The sequence below is a fragment of the uncultured Ruminobacter sp. genome, assembly GCA_902764345.1.
In the GTDB taxonomy this organism is placed as follows: Bacteria; Pseudomonadota; Gammaproteobacteria; order Enterobacterales; family Succinivibrionaceae; genus Ruminobacter.
Window position 1 is genome coordinate 76,784 of record CACWVT010000005.1, and the last position, 19,537, is coordinate 96,320.

Annotated in this window: 18 protein-coding genes and 3 pseudogenes; 20 read left to right on the forward strand and 1 reads right to left on the reverse strand. The window is 39.6% G+C overall.

The features are described from left to right. The first annotated feature begins 2 nt into the window (after nt 1-2). The 19 genes and pseudogenes from QZU58_RS02055 (at nt 3) to QZU58_RS02140 (ending at nt 17,751) form a co-directional block, all read left to right on the forward strand. Complete coding sequence (locus QZU58_RS02055; protein WP_294460757.1) at nt 3-779, forward strand: ParA family protein; 777 nt, start codon at nt 3-5, stop codon at nt 777-779. A gap of 22 nt (nt 780-801) precedes the next feature. Continuing rightward, nucleotides 802-1,671, forward strand: coding sequence for a ParB/RepB/Spo0J family partition protein (locus QZU58_RS02060; RefSeq protein WP_294460760.1), 870 nt, complete (start codon nt 802-804; stop codon nt 1,669-1,671). 504 nt (nt 1,672-2,175) lie between these two features. Next, nucleotides 2,176-3,090: pseudogene (gene atpB / locus QZU58_RS02065) on the forward strand (F0F1 ATP synthase subunit A); the annotation flags it as partial. Between the two features lie 330 nt (nt 3,091-3,420). Continuing rightward, nucleotides 3,421-3,519 (forward strand): annotated as a pseudogene (locus tag QZU58_RS10190) (F0F1 ATP synthase subunit A); the annotation flags it as partial. A 17-nt stretch (nt 3,520-3,536) separates the two neighbouring features. Then, nucleotides 3,537-3,735, forward strand: a pseudogene (gene atpE, locus QZU58_RS02070) (F0F1 ATP synthase subunit C). Between the two features lie 22 nt (nt 3,736-3,757). After that, nucleotides 3,758-4,228: a F0F1 ATP synthase subunit B gene (locus QZU58_RS02075; RefSeq protein ID WP_294494331.1), complete on the forward strand. Its 471-nt coding sequence runs from the start codon at nt 3,758-3,760 to the stop codon at nt 4,226-4,228. A 9-nt stretch (nt 4,229-4,237) separates the two neighbouring features. Continuing rightward, on the forward strand, nt 4,238-4,768 hold the full coding sequence (locus tag QZU58_RS02080; RefSeq protein WP_294494333.1) for a F0F1 ATP synthase subunit delta: 531 nt from the start codon (nt 4,238-4,240) through the stop codon (nt 4,766-4,768). 14 nt (nt 4,769-4,782) lie between these two features. Further along, nucleotides 4,783-6,324 carry a F0F1 ATP synthase subunit alpha gene (atpA, locus tag QZU58_RS02085; RefSeq protein WP_294494336.1) on the forward strand — a complete coding sequence of 514 codons (1,542 nt, stop codon included), beginning with the start codon at nt 4,783-4,785 and terminating at the stop codon, nt 6,322-6,324. A 26-nt stretch (nt 6,325-6,350) separates the two neighbouring features. Beyond that, nucleotides 6,351-7,214 carry a F0F1 ATP synthase subunit gamma gene (gene atpG / locus QZU58_RS02090; protein WP_294494339.1) on the forward strand — a complete coding sequence of 288 codons (864 nt, stop codon included), beginning with the start codon at nt 6,351-6,353 and terminating at the stop codon, nt 7,212-7,214. A 23-nt stretch (nt 7,215-7,237) separates the two neighbouring features. Then, the gene (gene atpD / locus QZU58_RS02095; protein ID WP_294494341.1) at nt 7,238-8,644 is read left to right on the forward strand and encodes a F0F1 ATP synthase subunit beta; all 1,407 of its coding nucleotides are present in this window, start codon (nt 7,238-7,240) and stop codon (nt 8,642-8,644) included. Between the two features lie 17 nt (nt 8,645-8,661). Further along, nucleotides 8,662-9,117, forward strand: a complete 456-nt coding sequence (locus QZU58_RS02100; protein ID WP_294494343.1) for a F0F1 ATP synthase subunit epsilon — start codon at nt 8,662-8,664, stop codon at nt 9,115-9,117. A gap of 457 nt (nt 9,118-9,574) precedes the next feature. Next, the gene (glmU, locus tag QZU58_RS02105) at nt 9,575-10,936 is read left to right on the forward strand and encodes a bifunctional UDP-N-acetylglucosamine diphosphorylase/glucosamine-1-phosphate N-acetyltransferase GlmU (protein ID WP_294494346.1); all 1,362 of its coding nucleotides are present in this window, start codon (nt 9,575-9,577) and stop codon (nt 10,934-10,936) included. Nucleotides 10,937-10,962: 26 nt separating this feature from the next. Then, a complete protein-coding gene (gene glmS, locus QZU58_RS02110; protein ID WP_294494348.1) occupies nt 10,963-12,792 on the forward strand; it encodes a glutamine--fructose-6-phosphate transaminase (isomerizing) in 1,830 nt (609 codons plus the stop codon). 9 nt (nt 12,793-12,801) lie between these two features. After that, complete coding sequence (locus QZU58_RS02115) at nt 12,802-13,638, forward strand: deoxyribonuclease IV (RefSeq protein WP_294494350.1); 837 nt, start codon at nt 12,802-12,804, stop codon at nt 13,636-13,638. A 131-nt stretch (nt 13,639-13,769) separates the two neighbouring features. Then, the gene (gene modA / locus QZU58_RS02120) at nt 13,770-14,501 is read left to right on the forward strand and encodes a molybdate ABC transporter substrate-binding protein (RefSeq protein WP_294494352.1); all 732 of its coding nucleotides are present in this window, start codon (nt 13,770-13,772) and stop codon (nt 14,499-14,501) included. A gap of 89 nt (nt 14,502-14,590) precedes the next feature. Next, nucleotides 14,591-14,863: an HPr family phosphocarrier protein gene (locus tag QZU58_RS02125; RefSeq protein ID WP_294494355.1), complete on the forward strand. Its 273-nt coding sequence runs from the start codon at nt 14,591-14,593 to the stop codon at nt 14,861-14,863. A 365-nt stretch (nt 14,864-15,228) separates the two neighbouring features. Continuing rightward, nucleotides 15,229-15,780, forward strand: coding sequence for a hypothetical protein (locus tag QZU58_RS02130; protein WP_294494358.1), 552 nt, complete (start codon nt 15,229-15,231; stop codon nt 15,778-15,780). A 430-nt stretch (nt 15,781-16,210) separates the two neighbouring features. Further along, a complete protein-coding gene (locus QZU58_RS02135) occupies nt 16,211-16,870 on the forward strand; it encodes a metal ABC transporter ATP-binding protein (RefSeq protein ID WP_294494360.1) in 660 nt (219 codons plus the stop codon). Nucleotides 16,871-16,926: 56 nt separating this feature from the next. Continuing rightward, the gene (locus QZU58_RS02140) at nt 16,927-17,751 is read left to right on the forward strand and encodes a metal ABC transporter permease (protein WP_294494371.1); all 825 of its coding nucleotides are present in this window, start codon (nt 16,927-16,929) and stop codon (nt 17,749-17,751) included. Nucleotides 17,752-17,881: 130 nt separating this feature from the next. Here QZU58_RS02140 and lgt read toward each other — a convergent pair whose 3' ends face one another. Continuing rightward, the gene (gene lgt / locus QZU58_RS02145) at nt 17,882-18,712 is read right to left on the reverse strand and encodes a prolipoprotein diacylglyceryl transferase (protein WP_294494364.1); all 831 of its coding nucleotides are present in this window, start codon (nt 18,710-18,712) and stop codon (nt 17,882-17,884) included. A 112-nt stretch (nt 18,713-18,824) separates the two neighbouring features. On the opposite strand from lgt, the gene QZU58_RS02150 reads away from it, so the two are divergent. After that, complete coding sequence (locus QZU58_RS02150; protein ID WP_294494366.1) at nt 18,825-19,196, forward strand: hypothetical protein; 372 nt, start codon at nt 18,825-18,827, stop codon at nt 19,194-19,196. Nucleotides 19,197-19,537: the final 341 nt, after the last annotated feature.

Below are 19,537 nucleotides of genomic sequence, written 5' to 3' on the forward strand. Positions count from 1 at the left end.
TAATGGGTAAGATAATTGCTTTTGCCAATCAAAAAGGCGGAGTTGGCAAAACCACTAGTTGCGTTAATCTTTCTGCTTCTTTAGCTACCCAGAAAAAAATCCTTCTGGTAGATTTGGATCCGCAGGGAAACGCCACAATGGCCAGTGGAATTTCCAAGTTTGACATCGAAAAGAATGTATACAACATTCTTATGGAAGGAAGCAAAGCTGAAGATGAAATACTGACAGAAACAACAGGCGGCTATCATATCATTCCAACGAACAGTGATCTTACAGCCGCAGAAGTAGGGTTAATGAATTTCTATGCAAGAGAAAGTCGTTTAAAAAAGGCTTTGGATGAAATAAAAAACAGATATGACTATATATTCATTGACTGTCCTCCTGCATTGAATCTTTTAACCGTCAATGCGTTATGTGCCGCAGATTCGATAATTGTTCCTATGCAGTGTGAATATTTTTCACTTGAAGGTTTATCAGCACTGACAGATACAATTAAACAAATAAAAGAAAACATTAATGAAAAGCTTAAAATCGAAGGTATTTTAAGAACCATGTTTGACGGCAGAGCCAGACTTGCTACAGAAGTTTCAGACGATTTAATAGAACATTTCAAAGACAAGATTTATAAAACCATAATTCCTAGAAATATAAAATTGGCTGAAGCTCCGAGTTACGGAAAGCCTGCTTTGTACTATGATAAATCATGTCTTGGTACAAAAGCTTATCTTGCTCTGGCAGGAGAGTTTCTGAATAATCAGGAAAAGAGTAATTTTAATTAACTAACTTTAATTGGACGGACAAATGGGCGGTAAACTAGGTAAGGGACTTGGCTCTTTACTTCAGAACAATAATTCCGAAACTGAATTTAAAGTAAAAGATGTCATGCACGATAACGGTAATGAATTAAAGCAGCTTGACATCAATTTCCTGACTCGAGGTAAGTATCAGCCAAGAAAAGACATGGATCCTGAATCACTGACTGAATTGTCAGAATCAATTAAGCAGCAGGGTTTGATTCAGCCTATTATTGTGAGAAGAATAGGGGACCATGTTTATGAAATCATTGCCGGTGAAAGAAGATGGCAGGCTGCCAAATTGGCGGGGCTCAATACGGTTCCGTGTCTAGTTAAGGAACTTACCGACAGAAATGCCATGATCATTTCCCTGATAGAGAATATTCAGAGAGAGGATTTAAATATTATTGAAGAAGCGGAAGGTTTGAATCGTCTGGTGAATGAACTCAGTCTTACTCATGAGGCTGTAGCTGATATTTTAGGAAAATCAAGATCTTCTGTTACCAATCTTCTGAGATTAAATTCTTTAGCTGAAAAAACCAAGGAACTTCTTAGATCCGGAGATCTTGAAATGGGGCATGCAAGGGCTCTTCTGTCGCTTCATGGTGAAACTCAGGAGAATACAGCTATTTCTGTTGTTCAACGTGGTTTAACCGTGAGAGAGACTGAAAAACTAGTTAAGGATCTTCTTAATCCTAAGGAAAAGAAGGAAAAAACGATAGATGCCGGTTTTGAACAGTTGAAAAGCCGTTTTTCAGAAAGATTCTCAAATCTTAATGTTAAATGCATTAGTTCCGGAAGCAATAAGGGGAAGTTTGTTCTGTCATACAGAAATGCTGACGAATTAGAGAAAATAAAAGCTCTCATTGGCCTATAACATTTGATTTTTTTGATTTTTTGCACTAAATTATAGGCAGAGTGATTAGAGAAAAATCTATTTTTGGGATATATCAATGCGTTGTAAAGCAGATAACGACCGGGTTTTTCAAATAGTCAGGGGGACCTTTATAACCAATTTTTTGGTTGCCGTTATCTTTACATCGATCTGTATTGTCATCAATCAGTATTTCTTATTTGACAGTTTTGAAAAGGTTCTTATATCCTCAGCTCTCGGCAGTGGTGTGTATCTTATGGCTTACATATCATCCAGTTTTTTTATAGCAGGAGAGGCCAGAGCGACTGTCATTCCGGAAATGGTTTTATTTAGTTACATAATTGTTTTTATTATCAAGTTTACGGTATTGATTACCTTATGCACGATAATATTTAAATTTATTCCGATTAGCTATTTTATATTTTTTTTGGCATTTATTTTGCAAATAATTACACAGCAAACAGTGCTTGTTACCTGCGCTTTTCGGATTAAACAGGAATAGATATCATGGCAAATGAAGCAGCTAAAGTTGAAGAAAATGGTATTACTGAATATATAAACCATCATTTGCAGTTCTTGCAGGTAGATTACTCAAACGGCTGGGTTATCAAAAACAGTAAAAAAGTTACAAGTGTGAGTGACTACACCAACTGTCTTGCAGACCACCAGACACCGGATCAGTGTTTGACAAAACTCGGTGCAACAGACTGTCGGATGTCAGATTTGTTTACCAGTACCTGTGTACCTTACGAATCAGGTGAAACTCAGGAAATCGTTGATTTTAATCTGATTAACCTCGATTCTTCAATAATCTCAATATTTCTTGGCTTTTTAATTCTTGGATTATTCTGGATAGGAAAAAATTTGGAAAAGAAATCCAAGGTTCCAGGTAAATTCCTTACTGCCATAGAAATGGTCGTTGGTTTTGTTAACCAGTCTGTTAAAGATATTTTTCATGTTCAGAATAAATTGATTGCCCCGCTGGCTCTTACGGTATTTATGTGGGTGTTTTCAATGAATCTGCTTGATCTTCTTCCGGTTGATTTACTCCCGAACATCTGTAAGGGATTAGGGGTTCCTTACATAAGAGTCGTTCCTTCTGCGGATGTTAACGTCACCATGGGGATGTCAGTCACCATTTTCATGCTGATTCTTGCTTATACTTTCAAATATAAGGGAATAAAGGGATTTGTTAAGGATTATGCTCTGCATCCTTTCAATACATGGTTCCTGGCTCCTGTAAATATTTTCCTGGAAGGTATTTCCCTTCTGGCTAAGCCTGTTTCCTTAGGTTTGCGACTTTTTGGAAACATGTATGCCGGTGAAACCATCTTTATTCTGATCACTATTTTCTTTGGCTTTGAACCTAGCGGTGATTCCATAATTTCCGTTATTACACTCAATGCTCTCCTAGGCATACTGTTCCTGTTGATGCATTTTAGAAGCAAGGATTCATCTGTTTCAAAGTCGATCTGTTCGTTCCTTTCTCTGGCCGCCATAGCTCTTGCCGTATTTGAGTCAATCTTAATGTACAACGGACAAGTTTCCGAAGAGTTAATAAAAGTATTTTATATGATTGATCTTTTCTTTGCTTTAGGCTTGCTTGTTCTGGCTTTCTTACGCAGGGAAAATAAAGGGAAGATGTGGCTATCAATTGTTACTGCAGCAGTTATCATCTGCGTATGTTTAAGCTCATCACTGCTGGGAGTGCTCCCTGTTGGGGCAATTTCAGGTATTATCCTCAATCTGGTGTGGGCTTTATTCCATATTCTTATTATATTCCTGCAGGCATTCATTTTTATGATTTTAACTATAGTATACCTGGCTTCAGCCTCAACGACTGAAGAGTAGTACAAGGAGGTTATTTTATGGAATTTATTTATATTGCAGCGGGTTTAATGTTCGGTCTTGCATCAATCGGTGCCGCTATCTAAATTCATGGAAGGTGTTGCCAGACAGCCTGACTTACTCAGCCTCTTAAGAACCCAGTTCTTTATCGTTATGGGTCTTGTTGACGCTATTCCAATGATTGCGACAGGTCTTGGTCTTTACGCAGTTGTAAAATAATTAAGCCATTGAGGGGCGTATTATGAACATTAATATGACGTTTGTTATACAGATGATTGCATTTGGAATATTTGTTTTTATCTGTATGCGTTTCCTGTGGCCCGAAATCTTAAAGACAATTTCCGAAAGACAGAAAGAGATTCAGGATAGTCTTGATAAAGCAAGAGAGGCTGTTCAGAAAAGTGAACTGACAGAGGTTCAGTCCAAGGAAATTATAAAGAAGGCCCATCAGCAGGCTGTTGAAATTGTCGATGCGGCAAATAAGAAGAGAGATCAGATAATTGATAAGGCGGCCGAAGAGGCTAAGCTGGAAAAAGCTTCCATCATTAAGACTGCTGAAGCTGAAATTCAGAGTGAAAAAAACAGGGTTAAGGAAGAACTCAGAAAGGAACTTTCCAATCTTGTTGTTATAGGAACTCAGAAGATTATTGAGACCAAACTGGATGCAAAATCCGAATCAGCAATGGTTGATGATGTTTTAAAGCATATCTAAGGAGTTGTTATGTCTGATTATGCAACAATAGCCAGACCATATGCCAGAGCAGCGTTTGATTATGCAAAAGAACACAACAGAACTGATGAATGGTTTGAATTTTTATCAATGCTTGAGCAGGTAACCACTGTTTCCTCCGTTCTGTCAGCAGGAAACAGTTATACCGATGAATACAAACTGAATTTTATAAGAACGATTCTAGAAGAACATCTCGATAAGAATCAGGAAAACTTTGTAAGACTTTTACTTGAGTACAAGCGTTTTGAAGCCGTTAAGGATATTCTTAAGCTGTATCGTGAATTGTATGATGAGTTAAAGAAGGTAGGCATTGCAGAGATTGTATCGGCCAAACAGCTTTCATCAGAGCAGCTCAATAAGATTAAAAAACGTCTTGAAGAGAAGTACGATAAGAAGTTTGAACTTGTAAATACTGTAGATTCATCAATTATTGGCGGTTTGATTTTAAAAATCGAAAATAAAGTGATTGACGAAAGCATTAGTGGAAAACTGGGTAGATTATCCGGTTCCTTATTATCATAGAAAGGAATTTAAGTATGCAACTGAATTCTATTGAAATAGCCAATCTTATAAAGGAAAGAATTGAGCATTTTGAAGTTGTTACGGAAGCCAGATCCGAAGGTACGGTTGTTTCCGTATCAGACGGTATTGTACGTATTCACGGCATAAATGATGTTATGCAGGGTGAAATGTTAGAGTTACCCGGCAATAAGTTCGGATTGGCTTTAAATCTGGAACGTGACTGTGTAGGTGCCATTGTGATGGGTCCTTATACAGACATTAAGGAAGGCGACAAGGTAAAATGTACTGGTCGTATACTTGAAGTTCCTGTAGGTAATGGTTTACTCGGCCGTGTAGTAGATGCGCTCGGTCGTCCTATTGACGGTAAGGGGCCTGTGAAGAATGATGGTTTTTCTCCTGTTGAAGTAATCGCTCCGGGGGTTATTGCCAGAAAATCAGTATCTCAGCCTATTCAGACCGGTTACAAGTCTGTTGATGCCATGATTCCTATCGGCAGAGGTCAGCGTGAACTTATTATCGGTGACAGACAGGTCGGTAAGACTGCTTTGGCCATTGATACCATAATCAATCAGAAAAATTACGGCGTAAAATGTATTTATGTAGCCATTGGTCAGAAAGCCTCAACAATTGCCAATGTTGTTAGAAATCTTCAGGAACACGACGCTCTCGATAACACAATTGTTGTTGCAGCTTCAGCCTCAGACACGGCAGCCCTTCAGTACATAGCTCCTTATGCAGGCTGTGCAATGGGTGAATACTTCATGCAGCATGGTGAAGATGCACTGATCATTTACGACGATCTTTCAAAGCATGCCGTTGCGTATCGTCAGATTTCTCTGTTGCTCCGTCGTCCGCCTGGACGTGAAGCATATCCTGGTGACGTATTCTACTTACATTCACGTCTGCTCGAAAGAGCTGCGAGAATCAACGCAGAATACGTGGAAAAGATAACAAATGGCGCAGTTAAGGGTAAGACAGGTTCTCTGACAGCTCTGCCTATAATTGAAACTCAGGCCGGCGACGTGTCTGCGTTTGTACCTACAAACGTTATTTCAATTACAGATGGTCAGATATTCTTAACCACTCAGTCATTCAATGCCGGTATCAGACCTGCGGTTGACCCTGGTATTTCAGTGTCACGTGTTGGTGGTGCTGCACAGACTAAGCTGATAAAGAAACTGTCCGGCGGTATTCGTACTGCTTTGGCTCAGTATCGTGAATTGGCTGCGTTTTCTCAGTTCTCAAGTGATCTCGATGAAGCAACACGCAAACAGCTGAATCACGGTGAGAAGGTTACTGAACTTATGAAGCAGAAACAGTATCAGCCATTAGATGTTGCTCAACAGGCTCTGTTGCTTTTTGCTGCAGAAAGAGGATTTATTGAAGACATCGAATTGGATAAGGTTGCCTCATTTGAAACCTCTCTGCTAAGTTTTGCTCAGTCATCATACGCAGAAGACATGAAGAACATTAACGCAAATCCTGATTATAACGATGAGTTGATTCAGAAGCTTACTGATATTCTCAATAAGTTTAAGGAAACTCAGACCTTTTAATAGGTAAACCTAACAAGGAGCTTGTAATGCCAGGTGCCAAGGAAGTCAGAAGCAAAATTTTCAGTGTGAAGAACACACAGAAGATCACCAGCGCAATGCAGATGGTGGCTGCTTCAAAAATGCGTAAGGCTCAGGAGCGCATGGAGCACAGCAGACCTTATACCAGTGCAATGCTGAAATTGATAGGTCATATTGCCCGTGCTCATCTTGAGTATAAGCATCCTTATACTGTTGAAAGACCGATAAAGAACGTGGGATATATAATTGTATCCACTGACCGTGGTCTTTGTGGCGGATTAAACATAAATCTGTTTAAAAACGTACTGACTCAGATAAGTGAATATCAGTCGAAGGGTGTGGAAAGCAGCGTTGCTTTATTAGGGAGCAAGGCCTGTAACTTTTTCAGTAAGTTCGGACTTAAGACCATGGCTCATGTTTCTGGTATGGGGGATGATCCTAAGGTTGAAAACCTGATTGGTGCCGTAAGACTGATGCTTCAGGCGTATAACAAGGGGGAAATTGACAGGCTCTGCATTGTTTACAACAAGTTTGTCAATACAATGGTTCAGACCCCGGTAATAGAACAGATAATTCCTTTAATTCCGAATGAAAACAGTTCTGTTAAGGATGATTATTGGGATTACATTTATGAACCTGATGCAGAACAATTACTGAATACCATCTTCTCAAGATACATTGAATCAGTGGTTTATCAGGGAGTTGTGGAAAATCTTGCTTCGGAACAGGCAGCCAGAATGGTGGCAATGAAGGCAGCTACTGATAATGCTGAACGTTTGGTTGATGATTTACAGCTGGTATATAACAAGGCTAGACAGGCCGGCATCACTCAGGAACTTACGGAAATAGTTTCCGGTGCCGCTGCTGTTTAAAAGATTAATATAATGAGGTTAACATGAGTACAGATAAGAACGTTTCGAAAGGTATCGTTGTACAGATTATCGGTGCTGTAGTGGACGTAGAGTTTCCACAGGACAAAATACCAAAGATTTATAACGCTCTTGTAGTTGTTAGTGAAGGACATTCAAAGGGGCTGGTTCTGGAAGTTCAGCAGCAGATTGGTGGCGGCATTGCCCGTTGTATTACCATGGGGTCTTCCGATGGTCTGACCAGAGGTGCTGAAGTAATTGATACTGGTGAAGGCATTAAGGTTCCCGTAGGTCATGAAACATTAGGCCGTATTATGAATGTTTTAGGTGAGCCGGTTGATGAAGCCGGTCCTATCAATGAAAAGGAACGTTGGGTTATTCACCGCGCTGCTCCAACATACGAAGAACAGTCAAATACTACTGAAATACTGGAAACAGGTATTAAGGTTATCGATCTTATCTGTCCTTTTGCCAAGGGCGGTAAGGTTGGTCTGTTCGGCGGTGCCGGTGTGGGTAAGACCGTAAACATGATGGAGTTAATCAATAACATTGCAAAAGCTCATTCAGGTCTTTCCGTATTTACCGGTGTCGGTGAAAGAACCCGTGAAGGTAACGACTTCTATTTCGAAATGAAGGAATCAAACGTACTTGATAAGGTATCAATGGTTTACGGTCAGATGAACGAACCTCCTGGAAACAGACTTCGTGTGGCTTTAACCGGTTTAACAGTTGCTGAAAAGTTCCGTGACGAAGGTAAGGATGTTCTGCTGTTTATCGATAATATCTATCGTTACACCCTTGCCGGTACCGAAGTATCAGCTCTGCTTGGACGTATGCCTTCAGCCGTAGGTTATCAGCCTACACTCGCAGAAGAAATGGGTGCATTACAGGAACGTATAACTTCAACCAAGAATGGTTCAATTACCTCTGTTCAGGCTGTATATGTACCTGCGGATGACCTTACTGACCCAAGCCCGGCAACAACATTCGCACATCTGGATGCTACCGTGGTGCTTTCCCGTCAGATTGCTGCTCTTGGTATTTATCCTGCCGTTGATCCTCTTGATTCAACATCAAGACAGTTGGATCCGTTCATTGTCGGAAAGGAACACTATGAAACAGCTCGCGGTGTTCAGACTGTTCTGCAGAGATACAAGGAACTTAAGGATATCATTGCAATTCTTGGTATGGATGAATTATCAGAAGATGATAAGCTCGTAGTATCAAGAGCCAGAAAGATTGAAAGATTCCTGTCTCAGCCGTTCAGCGTAGCAGAAGTATTTACCGGCAGAGAAGGAAAATATGTGCCATTAAAGGATACCATCAGAGGTTTCAGTGCAATTATCAACGGAGATGTTGATTCATTACCTGAGCAGGCTTTCTACATGGTGGGTACCATTGAAGAAGCGATGGAAAAAGCCAAAAGCATGTAACTGATTAAGAGGTTCATATGGCAGAGCAAAAAGAAGAAAAGAACCAGCAGGATAAGACAATACACCTACGTATCGTTAGTGCTGAAAAATATATTTTTTCGGATAACGTTGCTCAGGTTAATGTTGAAGGTGTTGAAGGTGGCATAGGCATTCATCCGGGACACAGTCCGTTACTGACCTTCATAAACTCCAGTAATGTTGTTTATGTTACTCCGTCCGGGGACAAAAGACTTGTTAACGTTTACGGAGGGGTTCTGGAAGTTCAGCCAAAGAGTGTGACCGTTCTCGTTGATACGGCAATCCGTGGTGAGGATATCGATGAATCACTGGCTCTTGAATCCAAGAGACAGGCTGAAGCCAAACTGGCTAAGGGGCCAAAGGATCAGGATTACTCAGCTGCTCTTGCCGAACTTTCTAGAGCTTTGTCCAAGCTTCATGCGGTTGAATTAACCAGAAAGTTTGGTCATCGTTAACATTAACAAAACCTTTCAGTACAAATTCCGCACGGTATGTTTCAATAAAGTACGAGTGCGGATTTTTTTTATAATCTGAGGATTATTATCCTGTTTATGTTGGTAAATTTTTCTTAAAAATCTGTTTGCGGAAGAAAACGTAAATTTAAAATATTTGTTTCGTTTATTGTTTTTTTATAGTACTCATGTTTGTAAAGTAACTTATGTTATGACATTGCGTGCAATGTAAAAAAATAGTGAGATTTATTCCGATTAAGGAAATGTTGTTTCTTCCGAATGTCAATTCTGGCTTGGGGTTTAAATGACTACATGGACGTAAGGCAGTCATCATAAGGTTTTATTTAATTTACGATTGTGCGGCAGGTCCGTAAAATTAGGAAGTATGTTAGTAGAGCTAACATATCGTTTAGTCTATAATGTAACAGGTTTTTAATTTTGAATCAGAGAGATTGTAATTATGTCATTGGAAGTTATCATTCTTGCAGCAGGTAAAGGCTCAAGAATGCATTCTCATCTGCCTAAAGTTTTACATAAAGTGGGCGGTAAGGAAATTTTACGTCACGTCATAGACAACGCTTCAAAGCTTAATCCTGAAAAGATTCATATAGTGTACGGTTTTGGCGGTAACATCGTTAAGGATACTATCGGTGGCGACTATGATTATGTAATGCAGAAGGAACTTCTCGGTACAGGGCATGCCGTTCTTCAGGCACTGCCAAACTGCAGACCTAACAGTAAGATTCTGATTCTTGTTTCCGATATTCCTCTTATTACCGGTGAAACCCTTAATGCCCTTATAAACAGTTTTGGGGATAAGGGCGTGGCCGTTCTTACTTCCGTTGTGGAGCATCCTGCAGGTCTTGGCAGAATTAAAAGAGATGCTTCAGGCATGGTTACTGCCATCGTTGAGGATAAGGATTGCACACCAGAAGAGAAGCTCATTAATGAAATCAATACCGGGGTTATTGCCGGTGATTATGAGTCTCTCAATGAACTTCTGAAGCAGGTGAAGAACAATAACAGTCAGGGTGAATACTATCTCACCGACGTTATTTCTCTGGCATGCGGGAAAAATATTCCGGTAAGTTCTGCTGTAGCTGCAAATTCAAAGGAATGCGAGGGTATAAACAATAAAATTCAGCTGGCCGAAGCAGAAAGATGTTATCAGAAGCGTCTTGCTGAAAAATACATGACTGATGGTCTGATTCTCATGGATCCTTCAAGGGTGGATTTCAGGGGAAATCTGGAATTTGGTGCCAATACCTCACTTGACGTCAATGTCATTATCGAAGGAAACGTAAAGCTGGGTAATAACGTTGTCATCGGCGCAGGTTGCGTTTTAAAAAACTGTACAATTGCCGATGATTCAGTAATCAGTCCGTATACCGTCATCGAAGACAGTGAAATCGGAAGGGGGGCAACACTCGGACCATTTGCACGTTTCAGACCAGGGTGCGTATTGGGAGAACAGGTGCACGTCGGAAACTTTGTTGAAGTCAAGAAGTCTAAACTGGCGAACGGTACTAAAGCAGGGCATCTATCTTATCTTGGCGACAGCGAAATCGGTGAAAATGTTAATATAGGTGCCGGTACCATTACCTGTAACTATGACGGTGCCAATAAGTGGAAGACCGTTATCGGAAATAACGTATTTGTCGGTTCTGACACCCAGATTGTGGCTCCGGTAACCATTGGTGACAACGTAACCATCGGGGCCGGCACCACCGTTACGAAAAACGTTGAGGCCGACAATCTGGTAATCACCAGGGCTGCGATGCGTACAATCAGCGGTTGGAAGAGACCTGAAAAAAAGAAATAGATTTTAAATACAGATAGGACAATGTTATGTGTGGAATTGTAGGGGCGATAGCTCAGAGAGATGTTTCTGATATTTTATTGGAAGGTTTAAGAAGATTGGAGTATCGCGGATATGATTCTGCGGGTATTGCAGTTGTCCACGATAATGAAATCCAGAGAATAAGAAGTCTCGGTAAAGTCAATGAACTGGTTAAGGCCGTTGGGGAACATACCCTGGCCGGAGGTCTCGGAATTGCCCACACCAGATGGGCAACGCACGGCAAGCCGTCAGTCAGTAATGCCCATCCGCATGTTGCAGGTCCTTTGGCAATTGTGCATAACGGCATCATTGAAAACTACATCGAAATTAAGAAGAACCTTGCCGAACATGGACATGTTTTTACTTCTGAAACAGACACTGAGGTTTTTGTGGCTCTGGTAAATTCATACCTTGATTCCGAAGGCAGTCTTCTCAGCGCCACTAAAAGAGCCATTAAGGATGTGAAGGGGGCTTACGGTACCGTAATCATCAATAAGAATGAGCCTGATCATCTGGTTGCCGCCAGAAGCGGCAGTCCGATTGTCATTGGTCTCGGCATCGGTGAAAACTTTGTTGCATCAGATCCTGTGGCTTTGTTCCCAATCACCCACAGATTCATTTATCTTGAAGAAGGTGATATTGCCGACGTTTCCCGCTTCAAGATAGTCATTTATGACAGAAACGGTAATGAGGTACAGCGTCCTGTTGCTGAAGTAAACATTGAAAACGACGAAGCCGTTAAGGGCGAATACCGTCATTTCATGCAAAAAGAAATTTACGAACAGACAAAGGTTGTAACAGATACCCTTGCAGGGAGAATATCCGATGAACACTTTGTGGTGGAATGTTTCGGTACCAATGCCAGGGATGTGTTCAAGGATATTGAAAGAATTAAGATTGTTGCCTGCGGTACATCTTATCATGCCGGTCTCATGGCCAGAGAATGGTTTGAGTCCCTTGCCGGGCTTCCTACCGACGTGGAAATCGCATCTGAATTCAGATACAGAAAGAGCATTACCCAGAAAAACACTCTGTTTGTGACTCTTTCACAATCAGGCGAAACCGCCGATACGCTGGCGGCAGTACGTATTGCAAAGCAGAAGGGATATGCCCATACCCTGTGTATTTGTAACGTTCCCGGGTCTTCACTAGTAAGGGAATCTGAACTGGTATTCCTTACCAGGGCCGGCCGTGAAATCTGTGTGGCTTCAACCAAGGCGTTTACCACACAACTGGTGTCCCTGCTTTTACTGGTTGGTTCAATAGGCGTGGTTAAGGGAACCATTTCTTCTGAAGAGGAAAAGAGTTATGTTGCTTCCTTAAGAAAACTGGCTCCTTCAATTGAAAAGGCACTGGCTCTTGATGGTAAGGTTGAGGAAATCTCCAGAGAATTCGTAAACAAGCGTAACGCACTGTTTTTAGGCAGGGGCGCTATGTATCCGATAGCCATGGAAGGTGCACTTAAGCTTAAGGAAATCAGTTATATCCATGCTGAAGCATATGCCGCCGGTGAATTAAAACATGGTCCTATTGCGTTAATCGATGCAGACATGCCGGTCATCGTGGTAGCGCCTAATAACGACCTTTTGGCTAAGCTTCGCTCAAATATTGAGGAAGTAAGTGCCAGAAGAGGTATTTTGTACGTGTTTGGTACTCCTAAGCTTGGTCTTACCAATGATCCAAACATTAGATTCACCGAAATTGATGAGGTTGACGAACTTATTGCCCCAATCGCATATAATGTAATTCTGCAGCTTTTGGCGTACTATGTTGCCATCATCAAGGGAACAGACGTTGATAAACCGCGCAATCTTGCAAAATCAGTAACCGTGGAATAATTGAATAACATGTTGAAAATAGGCTGTCATCTGTCATGCTCCAAAGGCTATCTTGCCATGGCAGAAACTGCATTAAGTATTAATGCCAATACCTTTCAGTTTTTTACCAGAAATCCCCGTGGCGGAAAAGCCAAACCGATTTCCGAAAAGGACATGTCCGACTTTCTTGCATTCTGCGGTGAGCATGGTATTTCCTCGGTGCTGGCTCATGCACCGTATACACTGAATCCTTGTGCAAAGGATGAAGGGTTAAGGATTTTTGCCCGAGACATTATGGCTGATGACCTGCGTATAATGGACAGAATCCCCGGTGGTATGTATAACTTCCATCCCGGGTCTCACGTGCAACAGGGAGCTGAAATTGGCATAGCCATGATTCAGAATCACCTTAACACAATTCTTTCCCCTGAACTTAAAACCAAGGTGTTGCTTGAAACCATGTCCGGAAAAGGCAGCGAGGTTGGCAGAAACTTTCAGGAAATAAGAGCTGTTATTGATGGTGTTGAGCTGAATGAAAAGCTCGGGGTGTGTCTTGATACCTGTCATTTGTGGGAAGGTGGCTACGATATCGTAAATCATCTCGATGACGTGCTTGATGAGTTTGACGACGTAATCGGTCTTGAGAGATTATGTGCGGTTCATCTTAATGACAGTAAGAATCCGATGAGTGCCCACAAGGATCGTCACGAATGCATCGGATTCGGACATATCGGTCTGGAAGCTTTAGTGGCGGTGATTAATAACCCTCGTCTTAAACATCTTCCTTTCTATCTTGAAACACCTCAGGAAGATTTGGATGGATATGCCAAGGAAATAGCCATGCTGCGTAACTTTTACGCAGAATAATAATTAATAATCATAAATAAAAATACTGCAGCAGGGACACCTGCTGCTGTATTTGTTTTTAGGTTGGTCATTTAATGAAAACTGCATTTGATTTTTCAAAAAAAATTTTAATGTCTGCTGTTGTCGGAATTATGTTTTTCATATCAGGCAACGCAGTTGCCACTGATAATGAGGTGACGGAGTCTGAGTCTATTAAGGTTTGTGCAATTCCGCAATTGTACGATTATCTGGAAGAATACAGAAAAGAATACACTCTGGGTAAGTTGGACATTACCTATGCATCATCAACAATGATTTATGCTTCGGTAATTAATAAGCAGATGAGCTGTGACATTTTTTTGGGAAATGATCAGAAATTCCCGGCAAGATACATCAATATGGGACTCGCTGACAGTAGCAGTTTTGGTAATTTTACCAGAACGGCCCTAACTTTATTTTCCGTAACGTCCATTATTGACAGTAACTGCGATGTCCTCAATAAGGACATTTACAGTAAGATTATCATGCCGAGCCCCAAATACAACGTATCAGGATTTGCAGCCGCACAGATAATTGATCTCTATTCGAAGAATAATCCTAAACTTAAGGAAAAGATTGTATACAGTGACAATGAGTATTCGGCATTAACTTCCATTGTCAATGGTTATGCCATGTTGGGGTTTTTACCTTATAATATGGTTATTGATAACAAGCTAACCAAAAAAGGTTCATTCTGTCTGTTCAGTGATACGGAATATGAACCGATTAATTACTACTATCTGATATTTAAAAATAATAAGAACGTACAGGCCACTACTCGTTTCAAAGATTACCTGTTTAGTGACAAATCACGCTTAATCTTAAAAAAACATGGTTATAAGTAACATATTTACGCTGTTCGGCAGTTTTTGACACTCCGTACAGATAAAATATAATTATGGGACACAAGTGGTAAAAAGTTCAGGAGTCAGCCATGGCAATAGAAATGGATATTGAAATAAATGGTAAACACGGTTTACACGTAAGACCTTGCGCCTCTCTGGTTAAAATCTGCAACAGTGATCCTGAAGTAAAGGTAAAAATCAAAAACACTTCGGACAACTCTCCTTATGTAGATGGTAAGAGCATGATGCAGGTATCAACCCTTAGGGCTTCTTACGGTCAGACACTGCATTTTGTGATTGAGGGAAACAACGCCACTCAGCTGGCAGAAAGAATTGCGGAGTTTCTTTCCAGATTAGACTAAGAAAAGTTTATGTCAGAATAAAAAATCCTGTTTTTTTAAGATAAAACAGGATTTTTTTATTACCACTACAGTTTTTTTATAATAAATAAGCATATTTCGTTGAGAAGAGATTCAAGATTTGAAAAACATGATGGCATCTCCTAAGTCTCCAGAATAATGATTTTTATAAATATTGTTAATAAATTGTTTTAAATATGTTTTGTTTGTTTGGGAATATTGTACGCATACTGACCAAAATAGATTTAACAGTGAAAAAATCCCTGTTACTTAGATACCGATCACTAATTAAATTTAAAAAAGTCTATAGAATTGTAATAAGTACATAAGTGTATGGTTGATTATATAAGTCTAGGGACGGTGAGTATATGTCAAATAAGATTTTAATTTTACCTAATTTTGCGGATCAGGAACTGCCAAGTGAAGGTCTTGATCGTTACGATAGCATTTTCTTATTAACTGAAGATCAGGATAATCTTCCATTTAAAGTTGTTAAGAATCTGATGAATATTGCTAAGAGTCAGCAGGTTGATATTGATTTCCTTGAAATTCCTCATAAGACTGAAAATGAATTATTCATCAGCCTTGCATTCAAGATTGCAAGACTTGCAGCAGAAGACAGTAATACTCAGGTTACCTTTGTTACTGAAAACAGAAACTATGACAATCTTGTTGATGCTGCCAAGAGCAATGGTTATGCAGTGGCAAGAGCCGAAGGCTTTTCCCGTATAAGTGCAATTCCAAGCGGTCCAAGCCAGATTCAGAATCCTTTAAAGCCAACTGAAGTTGCAAGCAGCAAGCCTGCAGCTAAGGTTGAAGAAGTTCAGCAGGAAAAGCAGGCTGCCAAGGAAGAACCAAAGGAAGCTAGCGGCGACAAGAATAAGAAGCTCATTGCTTCTCTGTTAAGTGGCAAGAACTAATTCTGGTTAAGTCATAATTACATTTATTTAATTATTTAATGAATCAGGGAAAGACAATCGGTAGCGGTTGTCTTTCTTGTTTTATCATTATGTTAGGTTATAATCAGACACAGAGGAAAAAGGATTCCGTTCTGTAAAAAATCAGTTAAGCTGTTATTCCCTTGTTACTGAAAATGATTATCATATAACTCATTGAATTCGTAATCCTGTTGCGGAAGATAACGTGTAATCCCATAATGTACAATAAAAAATCAGAAGGATACCGAAAAAATGAGCTCACTTTTTCTTTCAAGTATTTATACCAGACTTGCTGCCGTGTTTATAATACTTGCAGTACTTTATTTTTTAATATACCTCGTTATTTAATATGCTGACATTTAATAATCTGACGATAGGATACAACAAACATCCGGTTATTCATCACCTGAATATGCATATAGAGAAGGGAACATCAGTTGCAATTGTAGGCCCTAACGGATGTGGAAAATCCTCTCTCCTAAAAGGGATAATGTCTTTCATTAAGCCTATGGGAGGAAGTATTACCATTGATATTTCCAGAGATAAAATTGCGTATCTGCCTCAGAGCTCCACAGTTGATAAAACTTTTCCGATGACTACTCTCGAGCTTGTATCATCAGGACTTCTTTATAAAAAGAGTTTTTTTGCCGGATTAAGTAAGGATGACATCAGGCTCGTGAATTCAACCCTTGATAAGGTAGGATTAAAGGGAATGGCTGATGAGCCATTGAAGGCTTTGAGCGGAGGTCAGATACAGAGAGCTCTTTTTGCCAGACTTATCATTCAGGATGCCGAACTTATACTTCTGGATGAACCGTTCAATGCCATTGACTATAAAACAATAGTAGAACTTTTAAAAATAATACGTATGTGGATGGATGCCGGAAAAACCGTGATTTCAGTTCTTCATGATTTAAAACAGGTGAGAGACAACTTCACTTATACGGCGATTTTGTCCAGGGAACTTGTTGCTTATGGTCTTACTGAGGAGGTGCTTACAGGAGATAACCTTGATAAGGCATTCAGCAACAGTTTTTATCCGCACAAGGATGCAAATATTTGTAATAAGTAATTATGTTCAACGATCTCTACAGTTATCTGATACAGCCACTGCTTTCGTATGATTTTATGCAGAAAGCTTCAGTATCGCTTATATGTCTCTGTTTTAGTGCTCCTCTTATCGGTGTTTTTTTGACATTGAAAAGAATGAGTTTGAGCGGTGATGCTATTTCACATGCCATTCTTCCCGGTGCTGCCGTAGGTTTTTTATTTTCTGGACTGTCAGTTGCTGCCATGACCATAGGTGGTATGATTGCCGGTATCGTCGTGATTATTATGTCGAGTGTTTTTTCAAGGATTAGTAAAAGCAGTGAAGAAAGTAATCTTGCGGTCTTTTACCTGTTCAGTTTGGCTCTCGGCGTTCTGATTATATCTTTAAACGGATCTAATTTGGATTTGTTGCATTTTTTGTTTGGTTCAGTTTTTGCCATAGGCAGTGATACTATAGTTCTTCTCGGAATTTGTACTACAGTAACACTTATTGTTCTATCATTTATAGCCAGACCTCTGATTCTTGACATTGTTGATCCATTGTTTCTTGAATCTGTAAGTAAATCAGGACCATGGGTGCATATCTGTTTTATGATACTTGCAGTATTCAATCTGGTAAGCAGTTTTCAGGCCATAGGAACACTGATGGCCGTTGGTATTATGATTATTCCCGCAACAAGTGCTAAATTTTGGAGTTACAGATTAACCAGTATTCTTGCTATCAGTGTTTTTCAGGCTCTTATTTCATCTTACGTCGGTCTTATAATGTCGTTCCACTATAACGTTCCATGCAGTCCTGCAATTATTATTTCGCTCAGTACGCTTTACCTAGTGTCATTTATTTTCGGAAGTCATAAGGGAATCATAAAGAAATTCATAAAGGGAAAGCATTATGAGAGCTAATAATACTTTAATTTTACGTTAAGCCGGTTTACTGCCGGAGGCATTAAAAGCAGAGGGCACATATAACGAATGTGCCCTCTGTTTTTAGATTTGCTGAATAGGGGTTAATAACAGTCCAACATCTAAGAAATTATTTTGATATTACATCATTATTTAAGATTATTTCTGATTTATTTCTTAGAGATGGAAGCAGTGAACTCAGTATACATAGCACCAGTCCGGCAACGACAAAAGGAATACTCAGATACTGTCCGACTGTAAGTATACTGTTGTTCATGTCATAACTTGCCTGTTCCGGCTTGAAGTATTCGAGAACTATTCTTACGGAGAAAACTGTTATAAAGAATAATCCCAGGACAAAGCCTGAACCTCTTTTTTGGCTGTACTTATATACGCTATAGAGGAATACGGATATGAGAAAGTATGAAAGGGATTCATACATCTGAACAGGATGTCTCGGGATACTGTCTATTCTATCAAAAATGACACCATAATCAGCGTTAGTCGGTTTACCGTAAATTTCAGAATTAAAGAAGTTTCCGACTCTTATCATCCCACCAACAAATGCGGTAGGGATACAGAGCAGATCAGCTAGATTAAGGAAATTATATTTATAAATTTTACAGTAGAGCAGTGTTGTAAATATCAGGCCCAGTCCGCCTCCGTGGCTGGCAAGGCCACCCTGCCATATTTTTAGTATTTCAACAGGGTGGGTTAAATAAAATTGAGGATCATAGGCAAGGCAATGTCCGAGTCTTGCCCCTATAAGAGTTCCTGCGATCATGTATCCTAAAAGTTTATCCAGACCATCAGTATTGAGATTCCTGTTTCTGAACTCACGGTTTGCAAAATAGTAACCTAACAGAAAGCCTACGGCAAAAAATAGACCGTACCATCTCAGAGATAGGTTTATAACCGGTATGGTAAACAGAATCGGATCGACATTCCAATGTAAAAACATAAAGTGATTCCTAAATACAAAAGAGAATTAACCGACGATATTTTAAGTGTAAAAATAGAAATTTCATAAGATTTTTTTTAAAATGTAAAGACTACAAAAAAGGCAGAAAGATATGATTGAGAATATTGAAACATTCATGATTTATAGCGGTTTTACGCTGTTCGGTGTTGGTTTCCTATGTTGTTTTATAGCTCTTACTTTTAGATTCGGGGTTCTTTGTACCCTTTTGGGCAACTGTATGCTTTATCTGGGGACTATATTTTCGAGAAGAACCTTTGAATATATCGATGAAGCCGGATATATAGATTTCTTTAACCATCCGCAGGATGAATTAAAGGTTAAGGCTGTTGTTATAGCAGTTATTGTAATGATTATGCTGTGGGCGGTAAGGTGGTTTGTGCACTTTGTGATAGAAGGTTCAGTATATTTTCTGTTTCCCGGAATTATCAAACCGGAAATAAAAAGTAAAAAGACAGGCCGTTAAATAAAATGAATAGTTTTATGTCAATTTGATTAAAATTGAATATTTTTTAATCAAACAAGCAAAAATAATAAAAAAATTGCTAAAAAACACAAATGTGTGTTGACAAAATTTTTCGAAAAAGTAAAATACACATCACTCGCTGAGCAGAACAGCAAAGCGAAAAAGTTCTTTAAAAACAAATCTAGACAATCTGTGTGGGCACTCGCTGAATTCATGAGCTGAAATTTAAAAAATGGTTCTTGAAGAAGCTGAGTGTCAAATCTAAGAGCAATTTTAGAAGACAGTCATTCAAGAGAGAGCCGAAAAAACTTCAACTTAAAAATTTAAAGTGAAGAGTTTGA